Consider the following 26,785-nt stretch of genomic DNA (forward strand, 5'->3'; position numbering starts at 1 on the left):
GTCCATGTATTGTTGAATCATCAATACTTAACTAAAAATTCCCTCTATATACCCATGGGTTATACGATCATAAACGCGTCACATTACGGAAAAGGAGATGATCACATACATGGCTGATCAAACAAACCACGTTCTAGACACCATCCTGCAACTCATGTGCGAAGGCATTGTCATCGTGGATGTCCATGGGATGATTACAGAACTCAATGAAGCGTATGCAAGATTCCTTGGTATCCAAAGAGAACAGGCATTGCATCGCCATGTAACTGAAGTCATTCAAAACACCCGATTGCACAAAGTATTACAATCTGGAGTTGCTGAAAAGGGGCAAATCCAAATTATCCATGGCCACGAAATGCTGGTGCACCGCATTCCTGTGCTTCGTGAAGACGTTGTGATGGGCGCCATCGGTCTAGTGATTTTCCAAGGTGTAAACGAACAATATCAGATGATGGATCGCATTCATCAATTAACCCTATCGTCAACTCGCGAAAAAACTCCGCCTTCAGTCGATTCACCAACTACATTGCGGTCATTTGATGCAGTGATCGGCCATAGCACAGAGATGATGGCATTAAAAAAAATGTCGATGCGCGTAGCACAAACGAGCATGACCGTGTTAATTACCGGAGAAAGTGGGACAGGCAAAGAGTTATTTGCTCGTGCCATCCACAGTGAAAGCCCATTTGCAAAAGGTCCATTTATCGATATCAATTGTGCAGCCATCCCGGAGCATCTACTAGAGTCAGAATTATTTGGCTACGAGGAAGGCGCCTTTACTGGAGCCAAAAAAGGCGGGAAAACAGGAAAATTCGAGGCCGCTCACACAGGAACACTATTTCTTGATGAGTTAGGTGACATGCCATTGACTATGCAAGCCAAATTATTACGTGTATTAGAGGACCACTCCGTAGTACGCGTTGGTGGAATTAAGAAGCACCCCGTTACCTTACGTGTTATCGCCGCCACACACCGCAACATATCCGATATGGTTGCAAAGGGAGAATTTCGCGAGGATCTATACTTCCGCTTAAGTACGATGCATATCCAAATTCCCCCGCTTCGCTATCGGAAATCAGATATTCCCACTCTAGTTCATTATTATATAGAGCAGTTGTCTACACGACTTCAAGTACCTAAAAAGCGTTTAGATGATCGCACGATGCAAGTGTTTTATGATTATGCATGGCCTGGGAATATTCGCGAACTTGTTAATGTAATTGAAGTAATACTAGAAATGATGGAAGGATGTATAGTCTATCCAGAAGACTTTCCAGAATTTATAAAGAAAAAATTGATGTCTCCAGATGTACAAAAAGAAAGTGAACAGAGTCCCTATATAGAAAATAACATCACATTAAAAGGGCAACGAATACACGGAGATCGAGAAATTATTTTAGCTGCATTACAACAAGCGAGAGGTAATAAGGTTGTTGCTGCACGTCTGTTAGGCATTCATCGATCGACGCTGTATCTAAAATTGAAGCAACTTGGACTATAACTATGTGTAGCAGAGGTTATGTCATAACCAAAGATCACTCCACATGTGTAGAGATCATCTTTGATTATGATCGACCCCCGAGGCAAAATAGGGATCCATTCTACACGCGATAAAGGATTGACTACATTTTTCGATTGCTCATTTTCCCTTTTAATCCGTCTATTTTTGAAAACAGTTTAATAAGTCACCGCATCATGCGAACAATCGCACGTCCTTTAATCTGACGATTACGAAGTGCAGTATACGCTTCATCCGCCTGCTCTAATGAAAACGCCTCTGTAATCGATTGTTTGTAGTTCATTTGTCCAGATGCCGTTAATTGGATAATTTTTGGCATATCTGTTCGTACGCGCGCACCGTATGATCCTATGATCTGCAATCCCCGTCGAACGACACGTTGCAACTCGACGGGTGCAGTAAGACCCGACTTTGCAATGCCAACTACAATCACACGCCCACCATCCCTTACAAGCTCAGACGCTAGTGAGAACGTCTGCGTACTACCTAATGCCTCAATGGCAACATCCACCCCTTTTCCAAATGTTAACGCTTTTACTTTGGCGATCGGATCATCCTCAACGTGCACTGCATGTGTAGCACCCATAGTTTTTGCAAGATCTAATTTATCGTGGTCGATATCTAATGCAATAATTTGCGAAGCACCAAATGTCTTGGCCCATTGAATCGCGTTCAACCCTACACCTCCAGTGGCTACGATCGCAACTGTATCTCCAGCATGAAGATCTGCGGCGTGGCGAACGGCACCGTACGCGGTAAATACAGCGCATCCAAGAATGGCCGCTTCATCAAGTGCAACTGCATCAGGTAAGGGGAATACATCTGTGACGGGAACGACTGCGTATTCAGCAAGTCCTCCCATGGAATACATCCACACTGGAGACCCATCAGGTCGAAATAAGCGGGTTTGCCCATCGTATAACTGTCCTTTTAAGCGATTCAATGAAAAGAATTTTTCACACATATCATCTCTACCTGATTGACAGTATTCACATGTACCACATGGCATAATAAAGGATGATACTACGCGTTGCCCAATCGTAAATCCTTCTACATGTGGTCCTATTTTGGCGATCGTTCCACTAATCTCATGACCTAGAACAGCAGGAGTAGGAAAGTTCACATCGCCTAAGATCACATGTAAATCCGTGTGACAAACTCCGCAAGCCGCGACTTGTATCAATACTTCTCCATCCATTGGCTCTGGCATAAGAAGTTCTTCTATCTGCAATGGTTGATTGATCCCCACAAAGACAGCAGCTTTCATTGTACTTGCCATGTGCATCTCTCCTTCACTAGTGCAACAGTTCCTTTGTCATATAACAAGCAAGTTCCATTCCATGCTTTAGCGTACAATCGAGGATATAAAAAAGCCTACAACGAACGATCATATAGCGTAATGAAATCGATATAAGGTGGTGAATACTCATACTCATATGTCTTGTTTTTTAGACATGTCGATTCTACGTCTACATAAATAGACAGGGTGCCACAGATCTCATCTGTGGCACCCTGTCTATCCATACACTTTGTTCCACATTCACGTAAAAAGGATAGTTACTCAGTCTTATGAAGGTTGCGTAGTTGGTCGAATCACGATCTCATTCACAGATGCCCACTCCGGTTGATCCACAGCATACGCAATTGCATTTGCAATGTCTTGCGATTGGAGAGCTGATGATGCACGTGCTTTTAGAGCAATTAACGCATCTTCATCAGTGATTGTCGTAAGTAATTCGGTCTCCACTAAGCCTGGAGAAATAATCGTTGCCCGAATATTGGCAGTTGGGGATAATTCCATACGCAATCCCTCTGTAATGGCACGAACTGCAAACTTAGTTCCACTATACACAGCACCAGCCATCCCCACTCGATGGCCTGCAACAGAAGAAACATTGATAATATGACCACTATGCTGTTGCTCCATAATTGGAATTGCAGCTGCAATTCCATAAAGTACACCTTTAATGTTCACGTCAACCATGGTTTCCCACTCGTCAATTTTTCGTTTATTGAGATACGAAAGTGGCATAAGTCCTGCATTGTTTACCCATACATCAATCCGTCCGTAGGTGTGCATTGCAAAATCAGCCAAAGCCTGCACATCCGTTTTCGATATAACATCAGCAGCAAAATAGCTCGCAATTCCACCCGACTGAACGATCTCTTGCACCGTCTTTTCTAGTCGATCGGTACGGCGTGCCGACAACACAACCTTGGCACCGTCTTTAGCCAATTGGAGTGCTGTAGCCTGTCCAATCCCACTACTCGCTCCGGTGATAACAACCACTTTATCTTGAATCATAGTGGATAGATCCCCTTTATTATTTGTCATTTGCTTCTTTACTTATGTTTCATTAGATACTATTATAACATACCATTAGGAGCCTTGCTGATTACGTGTATGCTACATCTCGCTTGACAAAAAAGACCCACGCTAAGATGTTCATCACGATAAAATACGCTACAAGTATGCTGATAGAAAATCCAAGTGTCAGACCCTGAATGCTCGGACCATTGACGACAAACTGCGAGAGATCCGTATTGGCAAAGAGAATATATTTGACCCAGCTGTAACTTGACAGTGCACTGACCACCGTACTGCCAATTAAAAAGGCGAGAAGAGAGATCGTAATCGCAAGTGCACTGCTACGGAAAATAGCAGAGATCATAAAGGCAATGGTCGCAGTCATCACAATTTGTATCCATAAAAATCCATACTGCATCAACACATAGGACAAAACACTCATCTGTTGAATCGTTTGGTGTGCATCCAGATAGACCTCTGGTGACCCTGCTCCTGCTATGCCAAAAAATATCCAGCCAAGAAGAACAGAACAGACAAACATAAAGATCGTCGCAAATAAGCTATACATCAGCAGTGCCAGATACTTAGCCAGGAGAATATGAGCTCTAGTCGCTGGTTGCGTGAGCAACATCTTGATGGTTCCAGAGCTAAATTCACTAGCTACACTATCACCTGCAACAACGACAATAAACGCAATTAAGACAGGTGCTATATTTTCTGCCGTAGCAGCGAACCCCCACCCGGTCGTTTGACTAGGATTCATATTATGTACGATATCGTATTGATTGACTTTAATTTTTGCCTGTAATCGGGCAATTTCTCTTGCGGGCATGTGCCTTGTGTGAGCGATTTCTTGTTGTAATTGATCCGTCTGTACGATCATGTTTTGTTTCCAATTCGATCCTGGCGCTGGCTGATGAGTGACCATCACAATCGCCACAAGAGCGATCACGATCACAAGGAGCACCATCATGACCCACGTTCGAGATCGGCGATAAATTTTCATGTTTTCATTGCGAATGAGGTTAAACATGGGATTCACCACCTGTGATCTCAAGGAACGTCTCCTCAAGCGTTTTGTTTACCATTCGCACCTCATATATGCGTTCTCCATGACTCACGAGGGCCTGTACGATATCTGGAATCATCTCTCGTGCCACCCGAAGTTCTAGGTGGTGATCATCACGTAGTACCACGTCTACTTGAGGATAAGTAGTGTGTAAGATCGAGACCGCTTGCACACCATGTTCGATTTCAATCAAAATGTCTTGCTCGCTTGTCTCATCCATTTCCGTGCGGCGAATGGGACGAAGATCAATCAACTTGCCCGCTTGAATAATAGCCCCGCGATCACACATCAGTTCCATCTCCGATAAGAGATGACTCGACACGATCACAGCAATGCCTTCTTTTTCTGCAAGCCCTCGCAAATAATCACGCAATTCGCGAATGCCCGCTGGATCGAGGCCGTTTGTAGGCTCATCTAAGATGATCACATGCGGACGACGCAACAAAGCCTGAGCCAGTCCTAACCGTTGTCGCATACCGAGCGAGTACGTTTTTACTTTATCGTGAATGCGCGCTTCTAACCCCACTTGGTTAACAACCTCATGAATGCGCTGATCCGATACGCCTTGTGACATGCGCGCAAAGTGTTTGAGGTTTTGATATCCCGTTAAATATTTGTACATTTCCGGATTCTCTACGATGGCTCCAATATGTTGCATCGCCTTTGTAAAATTTTTTGACACATCGATCCCATCGATGAGTACTTGCCCACGAGTCATGGAGATGAGTCCCACCATCATGCGAATCGTTGTTGTCTTACCTGCTCCATTGGGTCCTAATAAACCAAACACTTCACCCTTATGAATCTCAAAGGAAAGACTGTCCACAATCGTCTTACTACCGATCACCTTCGTTAGATCGCGTATTTCGACCGCCACATTCTCGCTCATCGTTGTCCCCCCACCCTTGTTACACACCCCTTAATGTACAGCTTATCCAATTCATACTACCGCATTCTCTACTAGCTCGTGCCTACATAGGACAAAAGATGGACTCCCTATCCGAACGTTATGATATGCCTTGAATTTCTCAATTTGAGGTGAAGAGGAATTCAGCATGGCAGCCCGTTCTACTACAGGTATTGATCATGACCATGGAAGTAGAAAAATAATGAACACAGTCTCAGCTCAGTCACAACATCCAACCACACGTATACAGTGCACTCGGCGACGCGACAGTATGCTCGATTTCTTTTGTGGGCGTGGTCAATACCTGTGTAGATATCGGGATATCCCAGATGCACATGAGTCTACCGCTTTCCATTAGCCATCTGAATAGATGCTCCATTCCTGCGCAATCTCGCCATCGCGATAATGGATACGATCGGGCCGATTGCGAGCAAACTAAATACGTGTGACCAACCTATGGAGCCTTCCATACTTCCAATAAGATTGATCGATCCAATCGTCAAAAGAAACCCTATAGCCATCTGCACGGTAAGTGCACTGCCTCTGCGATCCACTGGACTGAGTTCTGTCACAGCCACTGAAAATTGTGCCGAATCAGCGATCACACTAAATCCCCACATAAAGATCACTCCAACTGTAAGCCAGATATTTTGTCGATAAGTAAATCCAATGATCAGCGACATCATTCCACTGATGGCAAGAGCAATGATCGTAGTCGCGGTACGTCCCCACAAATCTGCGATATACCCCCCGACTAAGGCACCTAGCATACCTGTAACACCAATTGCAGCAAAACTCGCAAAACCCACCCATTGACTGAGATCAGGTACGCGCGATATTCCCATCCAACTGGCTAGCAAAAATGCAGGAAGCCACGTCCACATGGCATAAAGTTCCCACATATGCCCCCAATACCCGATATTCGCAAGCATGACAGGGCGATCGCGAAAAACTTCGCCAACGCGGTCCCAACGAAAAGTCGAAGTTTGAACGCGAACAGGACTTTCCGGGACTACCCACAATACTAACCCACAACCGATCACAGCAAGAACCCCACTTCCCCCGATCACCCATGGCCATTCAGTCAAAAAGGGCAATCCAGCTAGCAAGTGAGGTAATGCTGAGCCAATGGTCAATCCACCAATTAAGATCCCCACAGAGATGCCCCGTTGGCGCGGGAACCATGTAGACACCCATTGAACCGCGACGGGATACACAATCGCAAGAAATGCACCTGTTATTGCCCTCAAGATGAATGGAGCGGGACCTCCGTGTGGAAAAAGAAGAATCAAATTGGTTGTCAGCGCAGCGCCAAATGCGCCAGACCCCATCATCCAGCGCGATGGGATGCGATCTGGCAGACCAAATGTAGCACTGATGAGTGCACCTATCACAAACCCCAATTGCACACCGGAAGTTAACCACACCATACCAGATCCAGCAATGTGCCATGCTTTAATCAACTCGGGAGTAACAGCTGATGCACTAAACCAGACACTCATAACAAGCAATTCAGCTAACGTAATCCAAAATAAAGCAACCCAACGCAAATGAAACGGAGATGGAACAAGCCCCGTAGTAGCAAACTGCAGCCCACGATCTTCCGACACTGATGCACCTCCACCATATCAATCAACATCACCATATAACTATCCTTTAGCGTATATACTATCATAACTTTAGTTAATTATTTTATCACAATTAATGATGGTATCCTGATTATAATGACAACCTCCTCCTGATATCCCATAAAGTTCTTTAAAAATTTTGTCATAGCATGTAATCTAATAGCGTACCATTCTCTTACATGAGATGCGAAAGGAAGATTCATATGAGCGTAGAAGGAACAGAATTAGAAAAAAGCCGCACGTGGCTATTTGATCAGGACCAAAACCATCGACTACTTGTAAAAATGACTGCTGAATTGCATGGATTTCCAGAGTTACTCTCCATCCCACGCTCATTTGATGAGTTAGTTCGGCTGGGATACGACTCTCGAATTTTAGATATGGTGCTGTATACATTACTACATATGAAACCTGTAATAATAACACAAATCGGAGATGGTTATCAGTGGATAGGTGCGCGTACAGAGCAACGGGATTTACATGCATTTGAGATGCAGCGCCGTTGGCTACGATTAGAAGAAGTGCTCATGTCTGGTAAGCCAGCGGGCACATTAGAACCGTGGTTCTTAGACATTTTAACAGACACGATGCGCTTATCTTCATTAGAGCTCATGCCCTCTGTTGTGGATTTTGTTAAACGGCATACATCACCACATGCTACCGGTATTGATATTGGGGGTAGCCATGGTCTATTTTCTAAAAACATGATGATTCATGGGTACGATATGACTGTGCTTGACCTACCGTTTGTTGTACAGAAAGCATCTAAACACTCCCCTGAACTAAACTTCATAGGACATAATATCCTTGAAGAACCTCTCACGGCATTTGATCAAGCATATGATTTCGCGCTGATGATTCGATTTGTTCACATGCATGGCCCTATAGATATCGCAACAATTATCGAAAATGCACGCCCTGCCATGGCTCCTCACGCAAAATGGATTGTTATTGACACAGTGCGCGGGATCTCCCCGAATGCAGATGTATTTGCTATCAACATGGGTGTAAACACGCCTCATGGCAATACGTATTCAGTAGCCGACATGGAACGCTTTTCTGGCCTACGCTGTACTCATCAAGAGTTACTACCAGCACTCGGATATGCCGGACTCATTTTTGAAAACTAATACCGTCCTATTGGCCAAACTAAAATAAGGATGCAAGTACCCTAGATTAGAGCACCTGTATTCTTATTTTAGTATTTTCTTCATATCTCCAATCATGTTTATTGTAAACACTCTTTCATAAAGAATGAGTGTATTTTTGTATTGACAAAATAGAAAGTATAATTATATTATTTTAACTAATAGATTATTATCTCGTCGACGGTCGACAGTCGACGATATAGATGCAAAAGAAAGGAGTACATCATTGACATCTCAGATTACGCGGAGTGAGCCCCTTACTAAACAAGTGTATCGCGCGATTAAAAACGCCATTTTATCTGGTGAATTGCTCCCAGGAGAACGAGTGGTAGAATCCCGATGGTCCAGTCAACTGAAAGTATCTAGAAGCCCTGTAAGAGAAGCGATACGTATGCTTACAGCTGAGTATTTCTTGACAGACCACGAAGGCGTCATTGAAGTGTATCAACCTACCTTACCAGATCTAGAAAAACTATATGAAGTACGTCTAGCCATTGAACCAATGGCCGCTAAATTGGTCGTTCAAAAGATTCCTTCACCACATGTACTTACTCAGTTAGAGATCAATCTAACGAGTACCATTCACGTTTTGCAAAACGACCCAACCATCTCAGAAGTGGTTACACTCAATACAGAATTTCACAGACTGATCATGGAGGCTAGCGACAATCACTATTTGACTGAGATCTATCATAACTATTCTCTCTTGATTGAAATGTACGGACATTGGATTTTACAGTCCCATCTATCCACGACCAAGATCGTTGAAGAACACACCGCTATTTTTGAAGCCTTAGCACATGCTAACCCAGAAGTTGCATTTCAAACGATGTATGCCCATATTTCAAAAGATATTTCCGCAATGCAACGTCTTCATACTGGGGGGGTAATACGATGAGTTTCCATAAAAATAAAGTGTTTTTCACCATTTCTACAGCTACTTTACTTAGTCTGAGTGCAATCACTGGATGTGGAACAACTACGACAACAACACCCAATACAAGCCCTGTAGTCAATTCGACAAATCAAACGTTAAACATAGGATTAAGTGCGGATCCTCCGACGTTAGACCCTGCCTATTCTAGCGCACTAGTAGATCGGCAAGTCATGTTTAACTTGTATAACACACTATTTAAACTTTCTACACAAAATACCATTGTCCCTGATCTAGTCAAATCATTTACAGTTTCTCAAAATGGATTAACGTACACCTTACAGTTACACCAACACGTCACTTTTCAAGACGGTACACCATTTAATGCTGCAGCCGTCAAATTTAATCTAACACGCGATATGCAACCTGCCTCTGCACGACATTCATCACTTTCTGATATCTCAAGCGTCACTACACCAAGCGAATATACAGTAGTCATTCAACTACAAAAGCCCTTAAGTCCACTTCCAGCCATTCTTGCTGGTCGCGCAGGAATGATGGTGTCACCCACCGCAGTCCAAAAGGAAGGGGCTAACTATCCAAATGATCCAGTAGGTACAGGTCCATTTGAATTTAAGAGTCGAGTAAAAGGTGCCTCCATTCAACTTGTGCGCAATCCTCATTATTGGAGAGCAGAACCAAAATTAGAAGCAGTAACATATCAAATTTTTACAGACCCTAACGTAGAACTGACCAATCTGCAAAGTGGTGCTGTGCAGATCGTGGATACTGTACCACCTCAAGAAGTAAGTACAATGGAGCAAAACAGCAACTTTACCGTTGTCAATCACACTGGGCTTGGATACGAAGGGATTTATCTCAATATGCAACAAGGTCCCTTTACCAATCCCTATCTACGTCAAGCTGTCAATCTTGCGATTAACCGTCAGACTTTGGTCAATGTAGCTCTAAAAGGGGTTGCAACAGCTGCTTATAGCCCCTTTAGTTCAGCCTCACCTGTCTATAACCAACAACAAGACACACCTCCAACACCCAATGCAGTAAAAATCAAGCAGTTATTGGCCGAGGGCGGGAAACCACAGGGATTTCAATTTACACTACAATCTCCTAATGACCCAATTACTACACAAGTCGATCAAATTATGCAAAGCATGTTAGCGCAATACGGTATCAACATGAAAATAGAACAACTAGATTTTGGCACGCTACTAGCCAATAACGAAGCTCATAGTTTCCAAGCTTCATTTCTTGGCTGGTCTGGACGACTAGATCCTGATCAAGATGTCTACTCATTCTTTTATAGCAATGGATCTTTCAATGCATCTGAGTTCAGCAATGTACAAGCAGATCAACTATTAAATCAAGCAAGAGAAGAAACCAGTATGGCGCAACGCGCTAAAACGTATGCGGCTTTTGTACACATTTTGCATCAACAAGTGCCTTATGTATTTCTCTACCATCAAAATAATGTATTTGCATATGCAAATACATTGCAAGGATTCCACTATTACTCAGACGGTGTGATTCGCGCCTATAGCCTTTCACTATCGTAGACATCGAGTGCACGTAAAGGAAGGAGGGGTGAGCACATGACTTATATTGCGAGACGAATCATCATGATGATTCCCGTCTTGTTTTTCCTATCGATCATCGTGTTCTCCCTCATTCATTTGATCCCGGGGAATCCAGCACAGGTCATTTTAGGTCAAGATGCTTCCCCATCAGCGATCCGAGCGCTAGAAGTACAACTAGGACTCAATCAATCGCTACCAGCCCAATACTTTTCTTGGTTGGCTGGCGTACTTCACGGCAACTTAGGACGCTCCTTACTAGATGGGCAACCCGTCTCACAACTTATTGTGCAACGCTTACCTGTAACTGTGGAGTTAGCGATCGGTACCATTATTGTAGCCATTGTGATTGCTTTTCCTTTAGGCATTTTGGCAGCCATCTATCGAGATAAATGGGCGGACGTGGCGACTTTATTTGTCGCCACGGTCGGAATATCAGTCCCCCCATTTTGGTTGGGCATGTTACTTTTAATTGAATTCACAGTAAAAATTCATTTATTCCCGTCATCTGGTTATGAGCCGATCTGGTCCCATCCATTACAAAATCTATCTGTGATGACGTTACCCATTGTAGCTACGGGCTTTCGCGAAGCTGGGGTTCTTTTGCGAATGCTTCGAGGATCACTCCTGGATGTATTAGATCAGGAGTTTATTCGCACAGCACGTTCAAAAGGGATCTCCGGGTGGAAAGTCATTTTCCACCATGCAGTGAAAAATGCCCTCATTCCTGTCATTACCACGGGGGGACTGCAAGTCGCTGGTTTATTGGGTGGAATTGTAATCACAGAGACCATTTTTTCTTTGCCTGGATTCGGAAGTTTGTTAGTAGAAAGTGTATTTAGTCGCGATTATACGACAATTCAAGGCACAGCACTTGTCGCTGCATTAGCTGTCGTGTTAGTGAATTTACTTGTCGATATTACGTATGGACTAGTTGATCCACGCATGCGTACGTAAAGGGGGACTAGACCATGCAACTAGGAGACATAGGTACAGCTGTTGGGAACTCCCCGACCCGACCATTCCAATTTTTCATGAGATGGGGAGGTATACGTAAGCGCTATTCTTTATATATTGGTGGAGCCATGGTCGCACTCGTTTTACTCAGTGCACTTTTTGCTCCTTTTCTTAGTCCTTATTCACCCATTGCACAAAATTATAACGTTATTCTCCAAGGCATCAGCATGGCACACTGGCTTGGTACGGATAATCTAGGGCGCGATACGTTTACACGACTGCTCTATGGCGCTCGCACATCGATGGAAGTCACATTTGGATCGGTACTACTTGGCGTAGTCATCGGAGTCCCACTTGGTCTGTTATCTGGATATTATCAAGGTTGGTTAGATGACTTGGTGCTGATGCGCATCATTGATGCTCTACAGGCATTTCCATTTTTGATTCTCGCACTCGTTTTGGCGGCTATGCTAGGCCCCGGTATTCGCAATGCGGCCATTGCCATTGGGATTGGCTATATCCCCATCTTTGTGCGTACTGTGCGCGGCCAAGTACTGCTTGAAAAGAATAAAGAGTACATTGAATCTGCACGATTGACGGGTTGCCGTGCATCGCGACTCATGCTACACCATCTGTTACCTAATGTCATGACTCCGCTCTTCGTACAGATGACGCTTGCGATTGCAAACGGCATTGTCACAGAAGCTTCACTTGGTTATCTCGGACTGAGTGCACAACCTCCAACAGCTAGTTGGGGATCCATGTTACAAGTGGCTCAAGGCTATATCAGTACTGATCCGTTAATGGCTATTGCTCCTGGGCTTGCCATTGTATTTGCAGTGATGGGATTTAATCTACTTGGCGATGGATTACAGACTTATTTTAACAAGCGAAAAGGATAATCCAATCACTCGGAGGCCCTATAATGAACCTTACTCATCATCTCAACGACTACCCATATGCTTCAAAGAGATCGGTCGTAGTTGGTAAACGCGGCATGGTTGCCACTGGACAACCGCTTGCTGCACAAGCAGGATTAGCCGTCCTACAACGCGGGGGCAATGCGATCGATGCTGCAATTGCAGCCGCTGCCTGCCTTACAGTCGTTGAACCTACTGCCAATGGCATTGGTAGCGATCTGTTTGCCATCGTCCATACACAGGGCAAACTACACGGGTTAAATGCCAGTGGACCTGCTCCCGCACTATTGACCGCACAAAAGGTACAACAAGCAGGACACAAAGAAATGCCGCGCTTTGGCGTTTTACCAGTCACAGTACCCGGTACACCCAAAGGATGGGCCACCCTTTCTGAGAAGTTTGGGAAATTGCCATTAACTGACGTTATGACCGATGCTGTTTTTTACGCACAACAGGGATTTCCGCTCTCGCCCGTGCTTGCACGCATGTGGGACCGCGCATACTCCGCATACAAAAATCATTTGCAGGGAGAAGAATTTGCTGCATGGTTTGAGACCTTTGCACCAGATGGACGCGCACCTCGTGCAGGTGAGGTTTGGCGCTCACCCGGACATGCACACACATTACAACAAATCGCAGAGACGCATGCCCGATCCTTCTATGAGGGTGATATCGCTCACCACATTGACACTTTTTTTCGCCAACACCAGGGATATCTATCGAGTGCAGATCTTGCTGCTTATCAACCTGAGTGGGTTGATCCCATCCACTCAACATATCGCGGATATGAAGTGTGGGAATTACCTCCAAATGGCCAAGGTCTCATCGCATTGTTGGCACTCAATCTATTGCAGACAGAGGAATTTTCCACAAAAGAATCAGAACAAACGTACCATTATCAAATCGAAGCATTAAAATTAGCATTTGCGGATGGATTAGCCTATATTACAGATCCGTTGCATATGTCGATGGATGTTCAGGCCTTGTTATCTGCCGATTACACAAACATGCGCAAACAAGCCATTGGACAACGTGCGGGAGAACCAACTGCAGGCTCACCTGTTAAGGGCGGAACTGTGTACCTTGCAACAGCAGATGAAGAAGGCAATATGGTCTCCCTCATTCAAAGTAATTACATGGGGTTTGGATCGGGGATTGTCATTCCTGGGACAGGGATTAGTATGCAAAACCGAGGTCATCTGTTTTCATTAGATGCATCACATGCAAATTATTTACAGCCAGGGAAACGAACGTTTCATACCATTATTCCAGGATTCCTCACTCAGCAAGGGCGAGCCGTCGGACCATTTGGTGTGATGGGTGGTTATATGCAGCCACAAGGACACTTACAAGTCATGATGAATCTACTTCACTTTAATCTCAATCCCCAGTCTGCACTTGATGCACCCCGCTTTCAGTGGATCAAAGGTAAAACGGTAGAAGTGGAACGGACGGTATCAGAGTCGGTAGTAAGTGGATTACAGTCTCGTGGACATGATGTACGCATCGCAGCTGATTCTACAGCATTTGGTCGGGGGCAAATGATCTTGCGCAATGAACAAGGAGTACTTTTTGGTGCGACAGAACCCCGTACCGATGGTACAGTAGCGACCTATTGAAAAAACGCAGCGACATCTCTCACGCACTATGACGTCTGCCTAATAGATGTCGCTGCGTTTCATATGGCCAAAATAGGTACTATCTATGATGATACTTCAAATGAAAAGCCGCATTGTTCTATGACGGAACGCGGTAATTCCATACGCGCAGTCTTCTTTGGATCAACAATCTGACATACATGTAAGTTAGCTGCAGCACTCAAAAGAAAGACCGCTTCAGGTGTCGTCATTTGGCATTCTTGTTCAAGCAAGCGCGCCATATGTTTCACAGCAAGCTCACTCGCCTCGTCAAGATCTTGTGCAGATGCAATCGTCATCACGGTGTTCTTATTGATCAGCATTGGCGCCGGCCAAGCCTTACCTTTTAACACATGGACTTGCACCGTCACAGAACCTGCAATTTCTACACCACTTACACCAACCTCGCCATCTCCCATCACAGCATGCAAATCACCAAGGGCTAACAATGCTCCAGGTACATTTACAGGTAATAACAAATAAGCACCTGTCGTGATATGTTTACAGTCCATGTTGCCACCATGATCACCAGGTGTACCGCACGAGATCGATGCGCCCTTAGGCGCGGTTCCAATGACGCCTATCATCGGATGGAGCGGAATGCCTATATCTTGTGAAATCCATGCTTGATGATCGATAATAGGTACCATTCGAATCGCGTTTTCTTTTAACTCATCCCCAAATACGCCTAACTTTGGACCAATCGTCATCACGCCTTGATCGGCTAACTCCATAGTAAGAATGTGCACTACAAGTAGATCACCCGGTTCCGCATTTTCTATATACACAGGTCCCGTGGCAGGGTTAATGCGTTCCCAGTCTAATTCACCAAAATCCATACGATCACTCTGGATTTGATCTTCGAAACAATCACAGGTATGAAAAACGATGATACTATGGTCAGGAACGCGCAGAACAGGTTCATTCTCGGAGCACAAAGCATACACAATATCCATTTTAGAAACTTCATAGTTCATAAGCATGCCTCCACCCATTCGTATATTTCGCCTCACTGTAGTTTAAGACTATCGCACTATTTCCATCTCTAACTTCTCTGCCTACGAAGTAAGCACCTCTTGTAACAGCACTTGTAATCGCTTAGTGATACTTCCTTCAACAAGGCCATTAGTAGAGATAGGAGTTCCCTCTACACGTATAATTGGTGTGATGCCACTCATGGTCCCTAAGGTAAATACTTCATCTGCAGAATATAATGCATCTGGAGAAAAGGATTCTTCTTTCACCTCAAAGCCTAGTAGGTTAGCATGTTCTATCATGAATCGCCGAGTGACTCCATGTAAAATGAATTCATCAGCTGGATGCGTAACTACCACTCCATCCCTAACAATAGCTAGATTACTACTCGTACATTCTGTTACCACACCATCGCGCACAAAAATAGCATCGTCTGCCCCTTGATCTTTTGCTTTTTGTTTCATCCACACATTGGGTAATAAGTTAAGTGATTTAATATGACAGTGTTTCCACCGAATATCATCAACAATAATCATGCGTTGCCCACGTTGTTGTACGATCTTCCATAACTCATCGTGATAGGGCCGAACGGTTAAGCTGAGATGACTCGGAACATTTGGAAAAGAGTGTTCCCTTTTTACGATCCCTCGCGAGAGTTGAACATACACTTGGGAATCTATAAACGCGATACGCGCGATAGCTTCCTCAATTAACGTGCGCAAATCTGACATCGATCGCTCTAAAGGAATACCGATCACTGATGCGCTACGTTCAAATCGCTCCAGATGTTCATCTAACAAGAATGGTTTGCCTCTATGAACGCGGATGACTTCATACACTCCATCACCAAACTGATGAGCACGATCTTCAATGGGAATCACTGGTTCATCGAGGGATACAAATCGTCCTCTTGCGTATCCAATTCCCTCTGATTGTGCCTCCATCTGTGTAACAGCCACTCTTCTTCACTCCTCATTTCTCTCTATGTCTATCTACATAAGAAACGATTATATCTCACTATTTGATCTAGTATAAGATACTATGACGTATTCATCCAGACTTTTTCTACATCATTCCGTGATCGATGGATACTCTGATATTCGCTTCTACACTACCAGACAGGTTTTGTGGATATATACATAATCTACATCAACATGTATGCTCTTGAATGACGAGGTCGTTCACACATGTCTTGATTACACTATGCATGGCGCGGGTCATATCGTCCAAAGACATACTTGGCAGCGCACGATCGATCACCTGGCTAGGAAGATAAGGTATGTGAATAAATCCACCCTTAACCTTTGGATATTCAGTTGCAATGATGTGCATAAGTCCATAAAACAAATGATTGCATACAAAAGTACCTGCTGAGTTCGAAACTGCGGCGGGAATCCCTATCGAACGAAGTTCGCAAACTATTTTTTTCAAGGGGAGTGTAGAAAAATATGCAGCTGGCCCATTCTCTACGATCGTCATGTCAATAGGTTGTTGTCCGTCATTATCAGGGATATTCGCGTCATTAATATTGATCGCGACTCGTTCCGGGGTCATCTGATATCGACCTCCTGCTTGCCCCACACAAATCACGATATGTGGCTGCCATTCTCTCATCACAGAGTGAATTTTTTCGATGGCTTGACCAAAAATCGTAGGGATCTCTAGGGATCGAACATTGATCACACCGATTCCCGTATCCATACTTCCTTGTATACGTGTAACGACTTCTAATGCTGGGTTAATGGATTCACCACCAAACGCATCAAAGCCTGTTAGTAACATGCGTTTTTCCACGACTACCACCTCCGTTTCTCCTTCAAAAAAAGATCGATTCGTCTATCAGTTCAATAGGTACCCAACCACGCACACTATTGATCATCCACATTTTTGTAACTCTTTCTAAATCAGACCGATGCAACACGATTTCTTCAAGAATTCCTTCGTCAAGTAATTGTGCTCGAAAAGTACCTGCCAGTAATCCACAGGAACGAGCTGGAGTCAACATGCGCCCATCTAGTTCTACTACGATATTTCCATTCGTACATTCAGTCACTTCACGATCCTCATTCCAAAGTACTACGTCAAAGACTCCGGGATATTCATGTTGATCATACTGATACATCTCCCTCCGCGTAGTTTTATGATAGAGAAATAGATTATTTTTTAAAATAGGATTTCTAGCTACTGCCACTTTTTGTGCAAATCCAGTAAGCTCATGTAGCACTCCACTTTCTACCCGAACTTCACCAGACTGAGACACTAAAAGACGAACTTTGCGTTTCATTGAAGGATAATGCCTAGCATGTTCCTTCAATCGATCAACAACCATTTCTAGATCAAGACCAATATTGAAAAACTGTGCAGTTGTTGCTAAGCGAGCCATGTGCCGTTCAAACAAAGTATACTCGCCATGGTCTAATCGAAGAGTTTCTAACAAATCAAATGGTGTATCCGTCTTCCCTAGCAGTTCAGCTTTAGTCAGTGCCTCAACATATTCACCATCTGTCGTAGAATCCCACGTGACACCACCACCGACACCATACTCTGCGAGTCCCGTTTGAGCATCGATAACACAGGTACGTATAGCTACATTAAACATAGCATGACCATTTGGTTCCATGATTCCAACCGTTCCACAGTATATTCCTCTTGGATGTTGTTCTAGTTGTGCGATGATACCCATCGTTCTGATTTTAGGGGCTCCTGTGATCGATGCACTTGGAAATAATGCCTTTAGCACATCGATAACTGTTGTGCTCTCCTCCATAGTAGCCGTAACAGTAGACGTCATTTGATATACCGTTTTATATTGCTCGACTTCAAACAATAGTGGAACCTCTACAGTCGAAACACCCTCAATCTTTGATAAGTCATTGCGCAATAAATCCACAATCATCACATTTTCTGCCCGATTCTTTTCTGAAAAAGCTAGCCATGATGCCAACCCTTGATCTTCTTCCAGTCATCTTCCGCGTTGAACAGTTCCCTTCATCGGACGAGTGGTAATGATGTTTCCATTCTTCTCAAAAAGTAACTCAGGTGAAATGGATAGAATGCGGTAACGCCCCATGTGAAGATACGCAGAATAATCTGTTTCCTGGGCGCGTTTCAAGCGGTGATAAAAACCTATATCATCACCCTCAAAGTGAGAACGAAGTCGCATAGTATAATTGACCTGATACGTATCTCCACGCGCTATCGCTTGTTTGATCTCCTCGATACTGTCGCTATATTGTTCAAAGGTTGTATCTGATTCCCAAGGCGACATCGTATATTCATTGTCAAAAGCCACATCTGCATCCGTCATAGGTTCATTAAAAATACCAAACCACAACAAAGGCATTTGATGCTGGGATCCTACCTTATAAGCAGAATCAAATGCAGATGCGGCCTCATAAGAAATATACCCGGCGGCATAGTACCCTTGATCCACAAGTGTCTGAATTTTCCTGAGTGTAGAACACACTTCAGATATGGAATGCACAGAGAATACATTAACAGGTTGACTAAATACCCTCCGCTGCGAACATCCCTGTTGATCAACAAAATCAAAAATAAGCAAAGGTGATTGCGATTCTCGTTCCATTCGTCTACTCACAGGTTCACTCCATATCATGGATCGTTATCATCAAAAAAATTGCATGCAAAGTGCGTAGCATTCAGTGTAATCTATAGCTATATACTTCATAGAGCGAGAGGTGAATCTATGCTTTTAGCTGCACTTCATGGATTTCTTTTAGCAGTTGCACTCATCCTTCCCATCGGTATGCAAAATGGCTTTATTATTGGCCAAGGTGCGCTTCACAAGCGCTGGTTTGGTGCCTTACCAGCTGTGATCACGGCAGCCCTATGTGACACTCTTTTAGTCTCATTAGCAGTAATAGGCGTATCCTCGGCTGCGCTTCACATAACCTGGTTGCGGTATGCATTTGGTGCGCTTGGCATCTTGTTTTTGCTGTATATTGGTTCAATAACCTGGAGAGACAGCTCTAAGATAGAGCAACATGAGACTGCTACCGCATGGTCGCCAAAAAGACAGATCAAATTTGCCGCGTCCGTATCATTACTCAATCCACATGCACTCATTGATACATTAGCCGTGATTGGCGGGAGCGCCCTCATGTATACCTCTTGGCCAGATAAGTTCGCTTTTGGCATTGCATGTGTAGCCGTCTCGTGGATATGGTTTTTTGTTTTAGTCATTCTTGGGCATGTGACCGGACGCGTTGCAGTAAAAAAATCATCACTAGGTCTCATCAATCGAATCTCTGCCATCATGATGTGGAGCTCTGCCATCTACCTTAGCTATATCATCTATACCTTCAAGTGAAACAAACTTGATCACGTAGATGAATGTGCGGGCAGTAAACCGATCCAAGCAAATTGACTGCCTAAAACGACTCGTTTCGAGTCTGTGAGTTGAAATCGTCCAAATTTAACTTGGAGCTGCTGACCTTCTTTTAGTTGCGCATGACCCAGCTTATACAACTGTTCATCGAAATGAATGTCTAACTTTGAGCCGACAGAATAAGGTGATGGTCCATCCACATCGTTATAAGTCTTTGTCACGTCGAGTGTTATCGATTGAAGTCGATCATTGGTTGAATTCATCGCAGACAGTATGCCATCCACTTTAAAGATCGGAGAAGTGAGCACACCATGCGAGGAGGTAGATTGTAAAGTAAACCCACCCGCTGGACTCGATGCAGGAATAAGCGGTTGCGCTTTTGCTGCTGCCGTGCCACAACCAACAACTGTTAGAGAAGCTATACATAGTAGGAGTGCCGTAGTAGAAACCCTCATGTTCATCATCATTCCTCCCTATGTTAGTATACCTTTTTTAAAATGATTGTGTATAAATTCAAGTCTTCTTAGGCACTCCACGTAAGATGGTGTGCATGGGATGGACAAGTGATTGTACTCAGTGGTGCTACCATTCCAATGTATAGACTGAATATTATAAAAATAAAAGATACATATGTCGATACTACGAGTGCTAAATATCGATCACGTATTTCCAATGATGAAAAATAAAATATACTATTATTTCTCTCTAAGATGGATCGATTAATTTCCCCGGATTCAACAAATGTTGAGGATCAAGAACAGACTTGATCAGTCTCATCGTTTCAAGAGCCGTTCCGTGTTCCTTTTCTTGATACTTCATTTTGCCAAGCCCAACACCATGTTCCCCTGTACAAGTTCCTCCTACACGCAGTGCTAGAGCGACCAATCTTTCGTTGAAGGCATGAGCTCGAGATAGATCTTCTTTGCAATCAACATTCACAGCTAGTGACACATGAAAATTGCCATCTCCGACATGCCCCAATACGGCTCCTTGTAACTCCATTGTACACAGTAATTCTTTTGCGTTCCTTACTGCATCCGCTATCATTGATATGGGCACACACACATCCGAGCCCATATGACGTAACCCTACATGTTGATGCATAAACGCATAGAGCGCATGGTGACGTACTTCCCACATTTGCTGACGCTCCTTTTCACCACTGACAAATACAAAATGGGTACAACCTTCATCTTTCATCAACTCTTGTGTTACACGAACGTCAGCCATTACACTTTCTGACGTTCCACGAAACTCTAGAAAAAGATGTGGCACAACAGAAAAACCGCTTGATCGATAGTGATTGAATGCCTCTATATAGGGTGAATCAACAAGTTCCATGCGTACAATCGGAATCCCTGCGCTGACTACAGCAGTAGATGCCTCGACACAAGATGTAATATCGGGAAATTCTGCTCTCGCGCATACAATGCTTTCCGGTATTCCCCATACCTTGATCCACAATTCGGTAAACACACCTAGAGTCCCTTCAGAGCCAACAAAAAGCCCGTTCAGATTGTATCCAGAAGATGATTTTGCTGCCAAGGTTCCCGTATGAATCACAGTTCCATTCGCCAGGACAACTTCTATAGCACGCACATTCTCCCGCATCGCTCCATATCGAACAGTAGTCGTTCCGCTGGCATTGGTTGCCGCCATACCACCTAATGTTGCATTTGCGCCAGGATCTACGGCAAAAAATAACCCATAGGGCTTCAAAAAATGATTAAGCTGATCCTTTGTCACACCAGATTGAACTCGTACTAGAAAATCCTCTGATCGAATCTCTAGTATGCGATTCATTCGATTCATGTCAAGAGAGATCCCACCCCTCACAGGGATCGCACTTCCTTCGAGTCCACTGCCACTGCCAAAGGGCACGATAGGTATCTGATATTTTGCAGAAAAATTCACAACGGTAATTACATCGTCAGTCGATTCAGGGAAAACGACGAGATCAGGCAGTGAAGGTGAATTATAAGATTCATCCTTTCCATGTTGCTCTCGAACACATACATTGACAGACACTTTATCCATTCCTATAAGAGCGCTTAACTGATCAAATATTTCGGTGGCTATCATTTTAACACCCCCAAAAAAGAATACGATTACAGTTGTGTTGTATTCTGTACATATGAGTTCTGTGTAGAATCCAGGCGTATACGACTGGCCTGTATATTGATAACAATGCCCACTACAGCAAGTATCGCGATAACGACAAAAACACCATCCCAACCAAGATTAGGCACTAAGAACGAGGAGACTAAGGGTCCAATAGCACTCGCCGTATTTGAAATAAGCCCCATACCAAAAGCTCCAGCCCCCATCAGAGATAACGGAAAGGCGACACCAGGTGTGGCCCAGTAGTTCGGAGGAATCATGATACTCATTGCATTGATAATAACCGCAACAAGTAACCATGCATAGGACATATGACCAAAAACAAAAATAAGGATAGCTCCATTTATCATTCACTTTACCTCGTAAAATTAACTGATCGATATGCGAGTTCTGTAGACTCCATATCGATCAGCCTATCAAGATGAAACAACTAATCCTCAATTACATTAGTTCATAGCCATCTCTTTGTGAATAACATCTGTCTCCACTTCGGATCGAGTAAAAAAGGTTAGAATCAAAGAAAGAATACTTGATACCCCCAATGTCACTAATCCTGCAAATACGAATCCCATTGGTTTTAAAAGAGCAAACAACGGCCCACCAAACAATGCTCCGATATTAAACACAAGAAAAATAACCCCTGTAATTGTTCCAGCGATAGAATCATCAACAGAATCCTGACAAAGCGTAGCTGTCAAATCTACATATATTCCCCACCCGGCTCCAAATAAAAACGTAGCAATGAGCAATTCCGTCGGCGTTTTAGCAATTCCAAACATCCCAACACTACCCATAGCAATGAGAAATGAGGCAAAACTAACAATGTATTTACGTCCTACTTTATCTGCTAATGCCCCAAGCGGGAATGCACAAATCAATCCCCCCAATCCTCCCATAGAGGCGATACTCGCAGCCGTAGAGGATGGTAATTGCAATACCTTAAGCAGGAAATCTGAGTAATACCCCAAATACCCAAAAAGTGCAATCCCAAATAAAAAAATAGATATAGACATCACCAGTACATTGCGATTGATGATCCCTTTTAAAGAAAGTTGACGTTTTTCAATTCTCTTATATGTTTTGGGTACAAACAGATAAAATAAAAGAATCGACACGAGACTAAAGGCTCCAGAAATAACAAAAGGAACTTGAAAATGTGGTAAAAAGGGTGAAATGAGATACGGGCTTGCAAATAATCCTAAACCAAAAAAGACAGCAAAAGCAGATACAGCTCGCCCTCGTGTTTCATAGAATATATCTCCTAGTAACGCGATAATGGCTGGTTGAAACATGCCAACTCCAACCCCTACCATAAATCTTGAAATCATGAGAGTTATGGGGGTTGTTGCAAATCCAGTAAAGACGGTGAATAATGTAAAAATAATGACTGATAAAAGAATCGTATATTTGACTGAGAATCGGTCAAATAAATAGCCACCCACTAAACTAAAGACTGCAATACCGAGAGCATACCCAGTTGCGATCATTCCAAGAAGAGCAACCGTACCATGCACGTCAGGCACAATAAAGGGAGATCCGAACGTATACAGATTGGTATCGAATCCCTCAAGGAATGCGGGAATGGCTGATACGATCACAATTACAATAAACATCATCTTACTACGTTTCGAGACTGAACGAACTGATTCCGTCTGACTTAATCCAATCAAATTCATTTCCCCATCCCCCTTTGGTCGCATCTTAACTCTACATCCATAGTCCTATGTAGATTGAATATTTATCATTATATTCAGTATATATTTAATTATAGATTAAAACAAAAAATATTTATCGACTGATCTATCTATTCGATAGAATGATCATCTTAACAAAAATAAAGTAGCCTCATGCACCACATACAGACAATAGGTGATTTGATGCATGAGGCCGAACATGATTGAAATTCAAACTATCTGATGCGTTGTCGTTGTACTTTCATTCACGAATGAAAGTACATGCTGCGGTCGTTGATCAATCGCATGCCGCACAAGATTATCGATGGCGTTTTGAATCATTGTTGCCCATGCACATTGCGTTAATCCTGCTAAATGGGGGGATAACAGCATGCGTTGTCGTACTTCATCATCTACCAAAAGAAGAGGATGATCGGGAGGCAATGGTTCAGGATCAAAGACATCTAATCCTGCAGCATAAATCTGCTTTGTCACAAGCGCATTGGCTAACGCTTGATGATCTACCACACCTCCACGCCCCACATTGATCAATATGGCTGTTGGTTTCATGAGCGCAAAAAGTCGTGCATCAAACAGTTGATAACTTTGTTCTGTTAACGGTAGCGCCACCGCGACAGCATCTGCCACTTGAACAATCGCATCTAATTCGCTATATAGTAGCCCAAGCTTTTCTTCTACAGACGCGTTTCGAGTTCGCGAATAATAGAGTATCTTGGAGCCAAATGGACGTACTAACTCCGCAAAACACTGGCCGATAGCCCCTAAGCCTATGATTCCAATGGTCATTTCACTCAGGTTTCGCAACCGTGGACCCATGAGATCCATTCTCGCATTGGAGAATTGCCCATTGTATACCATAGCCTGTGCTTCACCAGCACGGCGTGCAAAATAGAGTAACATCATAAGCATATGTTCTGCCACGGCTGGAGCATTTGCTCCAGGATTATTGCAAACCACCAATCCTTTCTCAACAACCGCTTCGCGATCGATGCGATCATATCCTGCACTGACCAATTGGATCATTTCAAGACTAGTCGCAGAGAGCACTTCATACGGAATTGGTGTTCCGCCACCCAATACCGCCTGAAATTTAGATAACTGATCGCCCAACAAAGGATTTACATCATCCCAATATGCAATCTTCATCCATTCAGGTATCATAGGATTTCCCACCAAAAGACGATCCTTAGGAATTAACGATAAAACATGAAACGATGCATTATTCATCTACATTCCAACCCTTATTTTCGACCTACACTTCACTGTATGAGATAGCCAGTCATCTTTCCTACCGTTTTATAGACTTGATTCTGACTGAAATGTTACTTGATGCTCTTTTAGACCATTTGTAGTCACTACCATTCGCCAATAACGACTATACAGCACCCAACCAATGACTCCAAATAAGATCACCTGGAAAAGCGGATTAAAATACCAAATCGTTTTTAGGGACGGAAGCACCACGAGATAAGCTAATCCTACAGCAATCAGCATTTGTATCCACCCAAGCAATAATTGCAACCTTCGTTTTTTCTTCAACCAAGTTCTGTTATTTTCGTATAACAATGGAGCGGATTTAGGTAAACGGAGTACACCTAAACCTAAAGCAAAGTGAACGATCGTTCCCGCTAACACACTTGATGCCAATCCAAATGCTGTTCCGGTAAATACCGTTTGAGTCAAAACTACGCTCGACATGAAAGCCCCTACTGTTAACGTTCGAACAGGAGTCTGGAACGAAGATAGATGTTTAAAATAACTGGGCAAAAGTCCGTCTGCTGAAAATGCTAGCATCATACGAGATTGTCCCATCATTACAGGTAGGATTGTTTTAAATACAATCAACGCAACCGCAAAACTAAGAATAACATCTAACCAACCTGGCAAGAGCAGACCTATAAGAGCTGAAGCACTAGCTAATGACGTATCGTGATCACGCATCAATCCACTCAACAATTGCCAAGGTACCAAGTGGTATAGCGCGGCTGCAAATAAGGTATAAAATGCAGTAACAAGAAAAACCAACACAATCATACTATTACCTAAAATTTTCTTTGCGTTTGCCGTTTCTCCACCTGTGTAAGTAGCACCTCGCAATCCCGAATATGCATAGTACAATACAGGAAGAACCATAAAAAAGGCAAAGTGAGTTTGTTGTGGAGCTCCGCTCATTAGACTGCTAGGAGATAGATGATCCTTTAGTGCAAGAATAGTCAACAAACTTGTTGATGAATGGCTGAATCCAACGATCATCACAAGTAAACCAGCAAATAGAATCACGCCCATTGCAATCTGCAAAGCAACCCCAACGAGACGAATGCCTCTCGCATGCATTGCCCACGCAATCCAAATCATGGCTAAACCTGCAATCCACTGACCTTCTATTGTTGTAAGAGGAGTTCCAAGCCCAGGCGACATGCTGTTTAACGCAGATGCTAGAAAAGTTGGTGCAACATAAGCTAAAAATCCGATGCTCGCAGTGCTACCAAACCAAGAAATAACATGTACAATAAAGCCAAACCTCGCACCAAGCGTACGACTAATAAACAGGTACTCACCGCCTGCGCCAGCTAGTGATCCTGAGAAGAACCAATACGTCGCCGCAAGTGTCAAAGCAATACATCCATCAACAAAAATAGCTAGAGGAACTTGTGCACCTATACCAGGTGTGATTCCCTGTACTTGCGCTGAAACCGCAAAGATACCAGCTCCTACTTCACCCGCAAGACCGAAGGCAATCACCATTAACCAGGTTAATTTTTTAGCTAACCTGGTAGATGAAGGGTCTAGCGAGTGATCATGTATGCTTGAAGATAGATTACTTAACATCACCATCACTATCCCATCATAATAGATTTTTCAAGCAAAATAAAGTACTACTTAACACGATAAATAACTTATTGTGTTAAGTATAATAACACACCGCTTCGTTGCAATCAATAAGTATACTGAAAATTTAGATCTATTTGGGCTGCATTTTTCTATCTGCAATCTTGCATCCAACTAGATATAACCATCTAGTTGGATCCCACACATCTCAATCAATGTACATAAGCGCATGATGGCAGTTTTATGCGTAGTATGATAA

At 43.4% G+C, this 26,785-nt stretch carries 23 protein-coding genes and 1 pseudogene; 8 read left to right on the forward strand and 16 right to left on the reverse strand.

From position 1 onward, the window contains the following. The first annotated feature begins 109 nt into the window (after positions 1–109). Positions 110–1,501 carry a sigma-54 interaction domain-containing protein gene (locus MM817_RS03165; RefSeq protein WP_241711980.1) on the forward strand — a complete coding sequence of 464 codons (1,392 nt, stop codon included), beginning with the start codon at positions 110–112 and terminating at the stop codon, positions 1,499–1,501. 184 nt (positions 1,502–1,685) lie between these two features. On the opposite strand, the gene MM817_RS03170 is transcribed toward MM817_RS03165, so the two are convergent. The 5 genes from MM817_RS03170 to MM817_RS03190 all read right to left on the reverse strand — a co-directional run bounded on the left by MM817_RS03170 (position 1,686) and on the right by MM817_RS03190 (position 7,413). Beyond that, positions 1,686–2,798 carry a zinc-binding dehydrogenase gene (locus MM817_RS03170; protein WP_241711981.1) on the reverse strand — a complete coding sequence of 371 codons (1,113 nt, stop codon included), beginning with the start codon at positions 2,796–2,798 and terminating at the stop codon, positions 1,686–1,688. Positions 2,799–3,086: 288 nt separating this feature from the next. Next, the gene (locus MM817_RS03175) at positions 3,087–3,824 is read right to left on the reverse strand and encodes an SDR family oxidoreductase (RefSeq protein ID WP_241711982.1); all 738 of its coding nucleotides are present in this window, start codon (positions 3,822–3,824) and stop codon (positions 3,087–3,089) included. 91 nt (positions 3,825–3,915) lie between these two features. Further along, positions 3,916–4,860 carry an ABC transporter permease gene (locus MM817_RS03180; protein WP_241711983.1) on the reverse strand — a complete coding sequence of 315 codons (945 nt, stop codon included), beginning with the start codon at positions 4,858–4,860 and terminating at the stop codon, positions 3,916–3,918. Further along, complete coding sequence (locus MM817_RS03185; RefSeq protein WP_241711984.1) at positions 4,853–5,785, reverse strand: ABC transporter ATP-binding protein; 933 nt, start codon at positions 5,783–5,785, stop codon at positions 4,853–4,855. The genes MM817_RS03180 and MM817_RS03185 overlap by 8 nt, the downstream gene beginning before the upstream one ends. Before the next feature lie 359 nt (positions 5,786–6,144). Next, a complete protein-coding gene (locus MM817_RS03190; protein WP_241711985.1) occupies positions 6,145–7,413 on the reverse strand; it encodes an MFS transporter in 1,269 nt (422 codons plus the stop codon). A 221-nt stretch (positions 7,414–7,634) separates the two neighbouring features. On the opposite strand from MM817_RS03190, the gene MM817_RS03195 reads away from it, so the two are divergent. From MM817_RS03195 to MM817_RS03220, 6 genes are all read left to right on the forward strand, one after another. After that, positions 7,635–8,561, forward strand: coding sequence for a methyltransferase (locus tag MM817_RS03195; protein ID WP_241711986.1), 927 nt, complete (start codon positions 7,635–7,637; stop codon positions 8,559–8,561). A 244-nt stretch (positions 8,562–8,805) separates the two neighbouring features. Beyond that, the gene (locus MM817_RS03200) at positions 8,806–9,477 is read left to right on the forward strand and encodes a GntR family transcriptional regulator (RefSeq protein WP_241711987.1); all 672 of its coding nucleotides are present in this window, start codon (positions 8,806–8,808) and stop codon (positions 9,475–9,477) included. Beyond that, positions 9,474–11,027, forward strand: a complete 1,554-nt coding sequence (locus MM817_RS03205; protein ID WP_241711988.1) for an ABC transporter substrate-binding protein — start codon at positions 9,474–9,476, stop codon at positions 11,025–11,027. The genes MM817_RS03200 and MM817_RS03205 overlap by 4 nt, the downstream gene beginning before the upstream one ends. A gap of 36 nt (positions 11,028–11,063) precedes the next feature. After that, complete coding sequence (locus tag MM817_RS03210; protein ID WP_241711989.1) at positions 11,064–12,002, forward strand: ABC transporter permease; 939 nt, start codon at positions 11,064–11,066, stop codon at positions 12,000–12,002. A gap of 14 nt (positions 12,003–12,016) precedes the next feature. Continuing rightward, on the forward strand, positions 12,017–12,904 hold the full coding sequence (locus tag MM817_RS03215) for an ABC transporter permease (protein WP_241711990.1): 888 nt from the start codon (positions 12,017–12,019) through the stop codon (positions 12,902–12,904). A gap of 23 nt (positions 12,905–12,927) precedes the next feature. Next, positions 12,928–14,541 carry a gamma-glutamyltransferase family protein gene (locus MM817_RS03220; protein WP_241711991.1) on the forward strand — a complete coding sequence of 538 codons (1,614 nt, stop codon included), beginning with the start codon at positions 12,928–12,930 and terminating at the stop codon, positions 14,539–14,541. Between the two features lie 83 nt (positions 14,542–14,624). On the opposite strand, the gene MM817_RS03225 is transcribed toward MM817_RS03220, so the two are convergent. The 5 genes and pseudogenes from MM817_RS03225 to pabB form a co-directional block, all read right to left on the reverse strand. Then, entirely contained in the window at positions 14,625–15,536 is a 912-nt protein-coding gene (locus tag MM817_RS03225; protein WP_241711992.1) for an acetamidase/formamidase family protein, read from the reverse strand. Positions 15,537–15,617: 81 nt separating this feature from the next. Next, positions 15,618–16,493, reverse strand: a complete 876-nt coding sequence (locus MM817_RS03230) for an aminotransferase class IV (protein ID WP_241711993.1) — start codon at positions 16,491–16,493, stop codon at positions 15,618–15,620. Between the two features lie 190 nt (positions 16,494–16,683). Beyond that, positions 16,684–17,316: a pyroglutamyl-peptidase I gene (pcp, locus tag MM817_RS03235; protein ID WP_272879702.1), complete on the reverse strand. Its 633-nt coding sequence runs from the start codon at positions 17,314–17,316 to the stop codon at positions 16,684–16,686. A 34-nt stretch (positions 17,317–17,350) separates the two neighbouring features. Beyond that, entirely contained in the window at positions 17,351–17,971 is a 621-nt protein-coding gene (locus MM817_RS03240) for an aminotransferase class IV (RefSeq protein ID WP_272879703.1), read from the reverse strand. 48 nt (positions 17,972–18,019) lie between these two features. Further along, positions 18,020–19,150 (reverse strand): annotated as a pseudogene (pabB, locus tag MM817_RS03245) (aminodeoxychorismate synthase component I); the annotation flags it as partial. Positions 19,151–19,240: 90 nt separating this feature from the next. On the opposite strand from pabB, the gene MM817_RS03250 reads away from it, so the two are divergent. Beyond that, positions 19,241–19,864 (forward strand): LysE/ArgO family amino acid transporter, encoded by a 624-nt coding sequence (locus MM817_RS03250; RefSeq protein WP_241711995.1) that lies wholly within the window; start codon positions 19,241–19,243, stop codon positions 19,862–19,864. An 11-nt stretch (positions 19,865–19,875) separates the two neighbouring features. Here the strand turns inward: MM817_RS03250 and MM817_RS03255 are convergent, their stop codons facing one another. The 6 genes from MM817_RS03255 to MM817_RS03280 form a co-directional block, all read right to left on the reverse strand. After that, a complete protein-coding gene (locus tag MM817_RS03255; RefSeq protein WP_241711996.1) occupies positions 19,876–20,343 on the reverse strand; it encodes a hypothetical protein in 468 nt (155 codons plus the stop codon). A gap of 244 nt (positions 20,344–20,587) precedes the next feature. After that, the gene (locus MM817_RS03260; protein ID WP_241711997.1) at positions 20,588–21,964 is read right to left on the reverse strand and encodes an FAD-binding oxidoreductase; all 1,377 of its coding nucleotides are present in this window, start codon (positions 21,962–21,964) and stop codon (positions 20,588–20,590) included. Positions 21,965–21,990: 26 nt separating this feature from the next. Next, complete coding sequence (locus tag MM817_RS03265; RefSeq protein ID WP_241711998.1) at positions 21,991–22,353, reverse strand: MFS transporter; 363 nt, start codon at positions 22,351–22,353, stop codon at positions 21,991–21,993. Positions 22,354–22,449: 96 nt separating this feature from the next. Next, positions 22,450–23,679, reverse strand: a complete 1,230-nt coding sequence (locus MM817_RS03270; RefSeq protein ID WP_241711999.1) for an MFS transporter — start codon at positions 23,677–23,679, stop codon at positions 22,450–22,452. Positions 23,680–23,907: 228 nt separating this feature from the next. Further along, complete coding sequence (locus MM817_RS03275) at positions 23,908–24,924, reverse strand: 2-hydroxyacid dehydrogenase (protein WP_241712000.1); 1,017 nt, start codon at positions 24,922–24,924, stop codon at positions 23,908–23,910. Positions 24,925–24,993: 69 nt separating this feature from the next. After that, on the reverse strand, positions 24,994–26,526 hold the full coding sequence (locus MM817_RS03280) for an APC family permease (protein ID WP_241712001.1): 1,533 nt from the start codon (positions 26,524–26,526) through the stop codon (positions 24,994–24,996). Positions 26,527–26,785: the final 259 nt, after the last annotated feature.

Source organism: Sulfoacidibacillus ferrooxidans, from assembly GCF_022606465.1.
Taxonomy (GTDB): Bacteria; Bacillota; Bacilli; order Alicyclobacillales; family SLC66; genus Sulfoacidibacillus; species Sulfoacidibacillus ferrooxidans.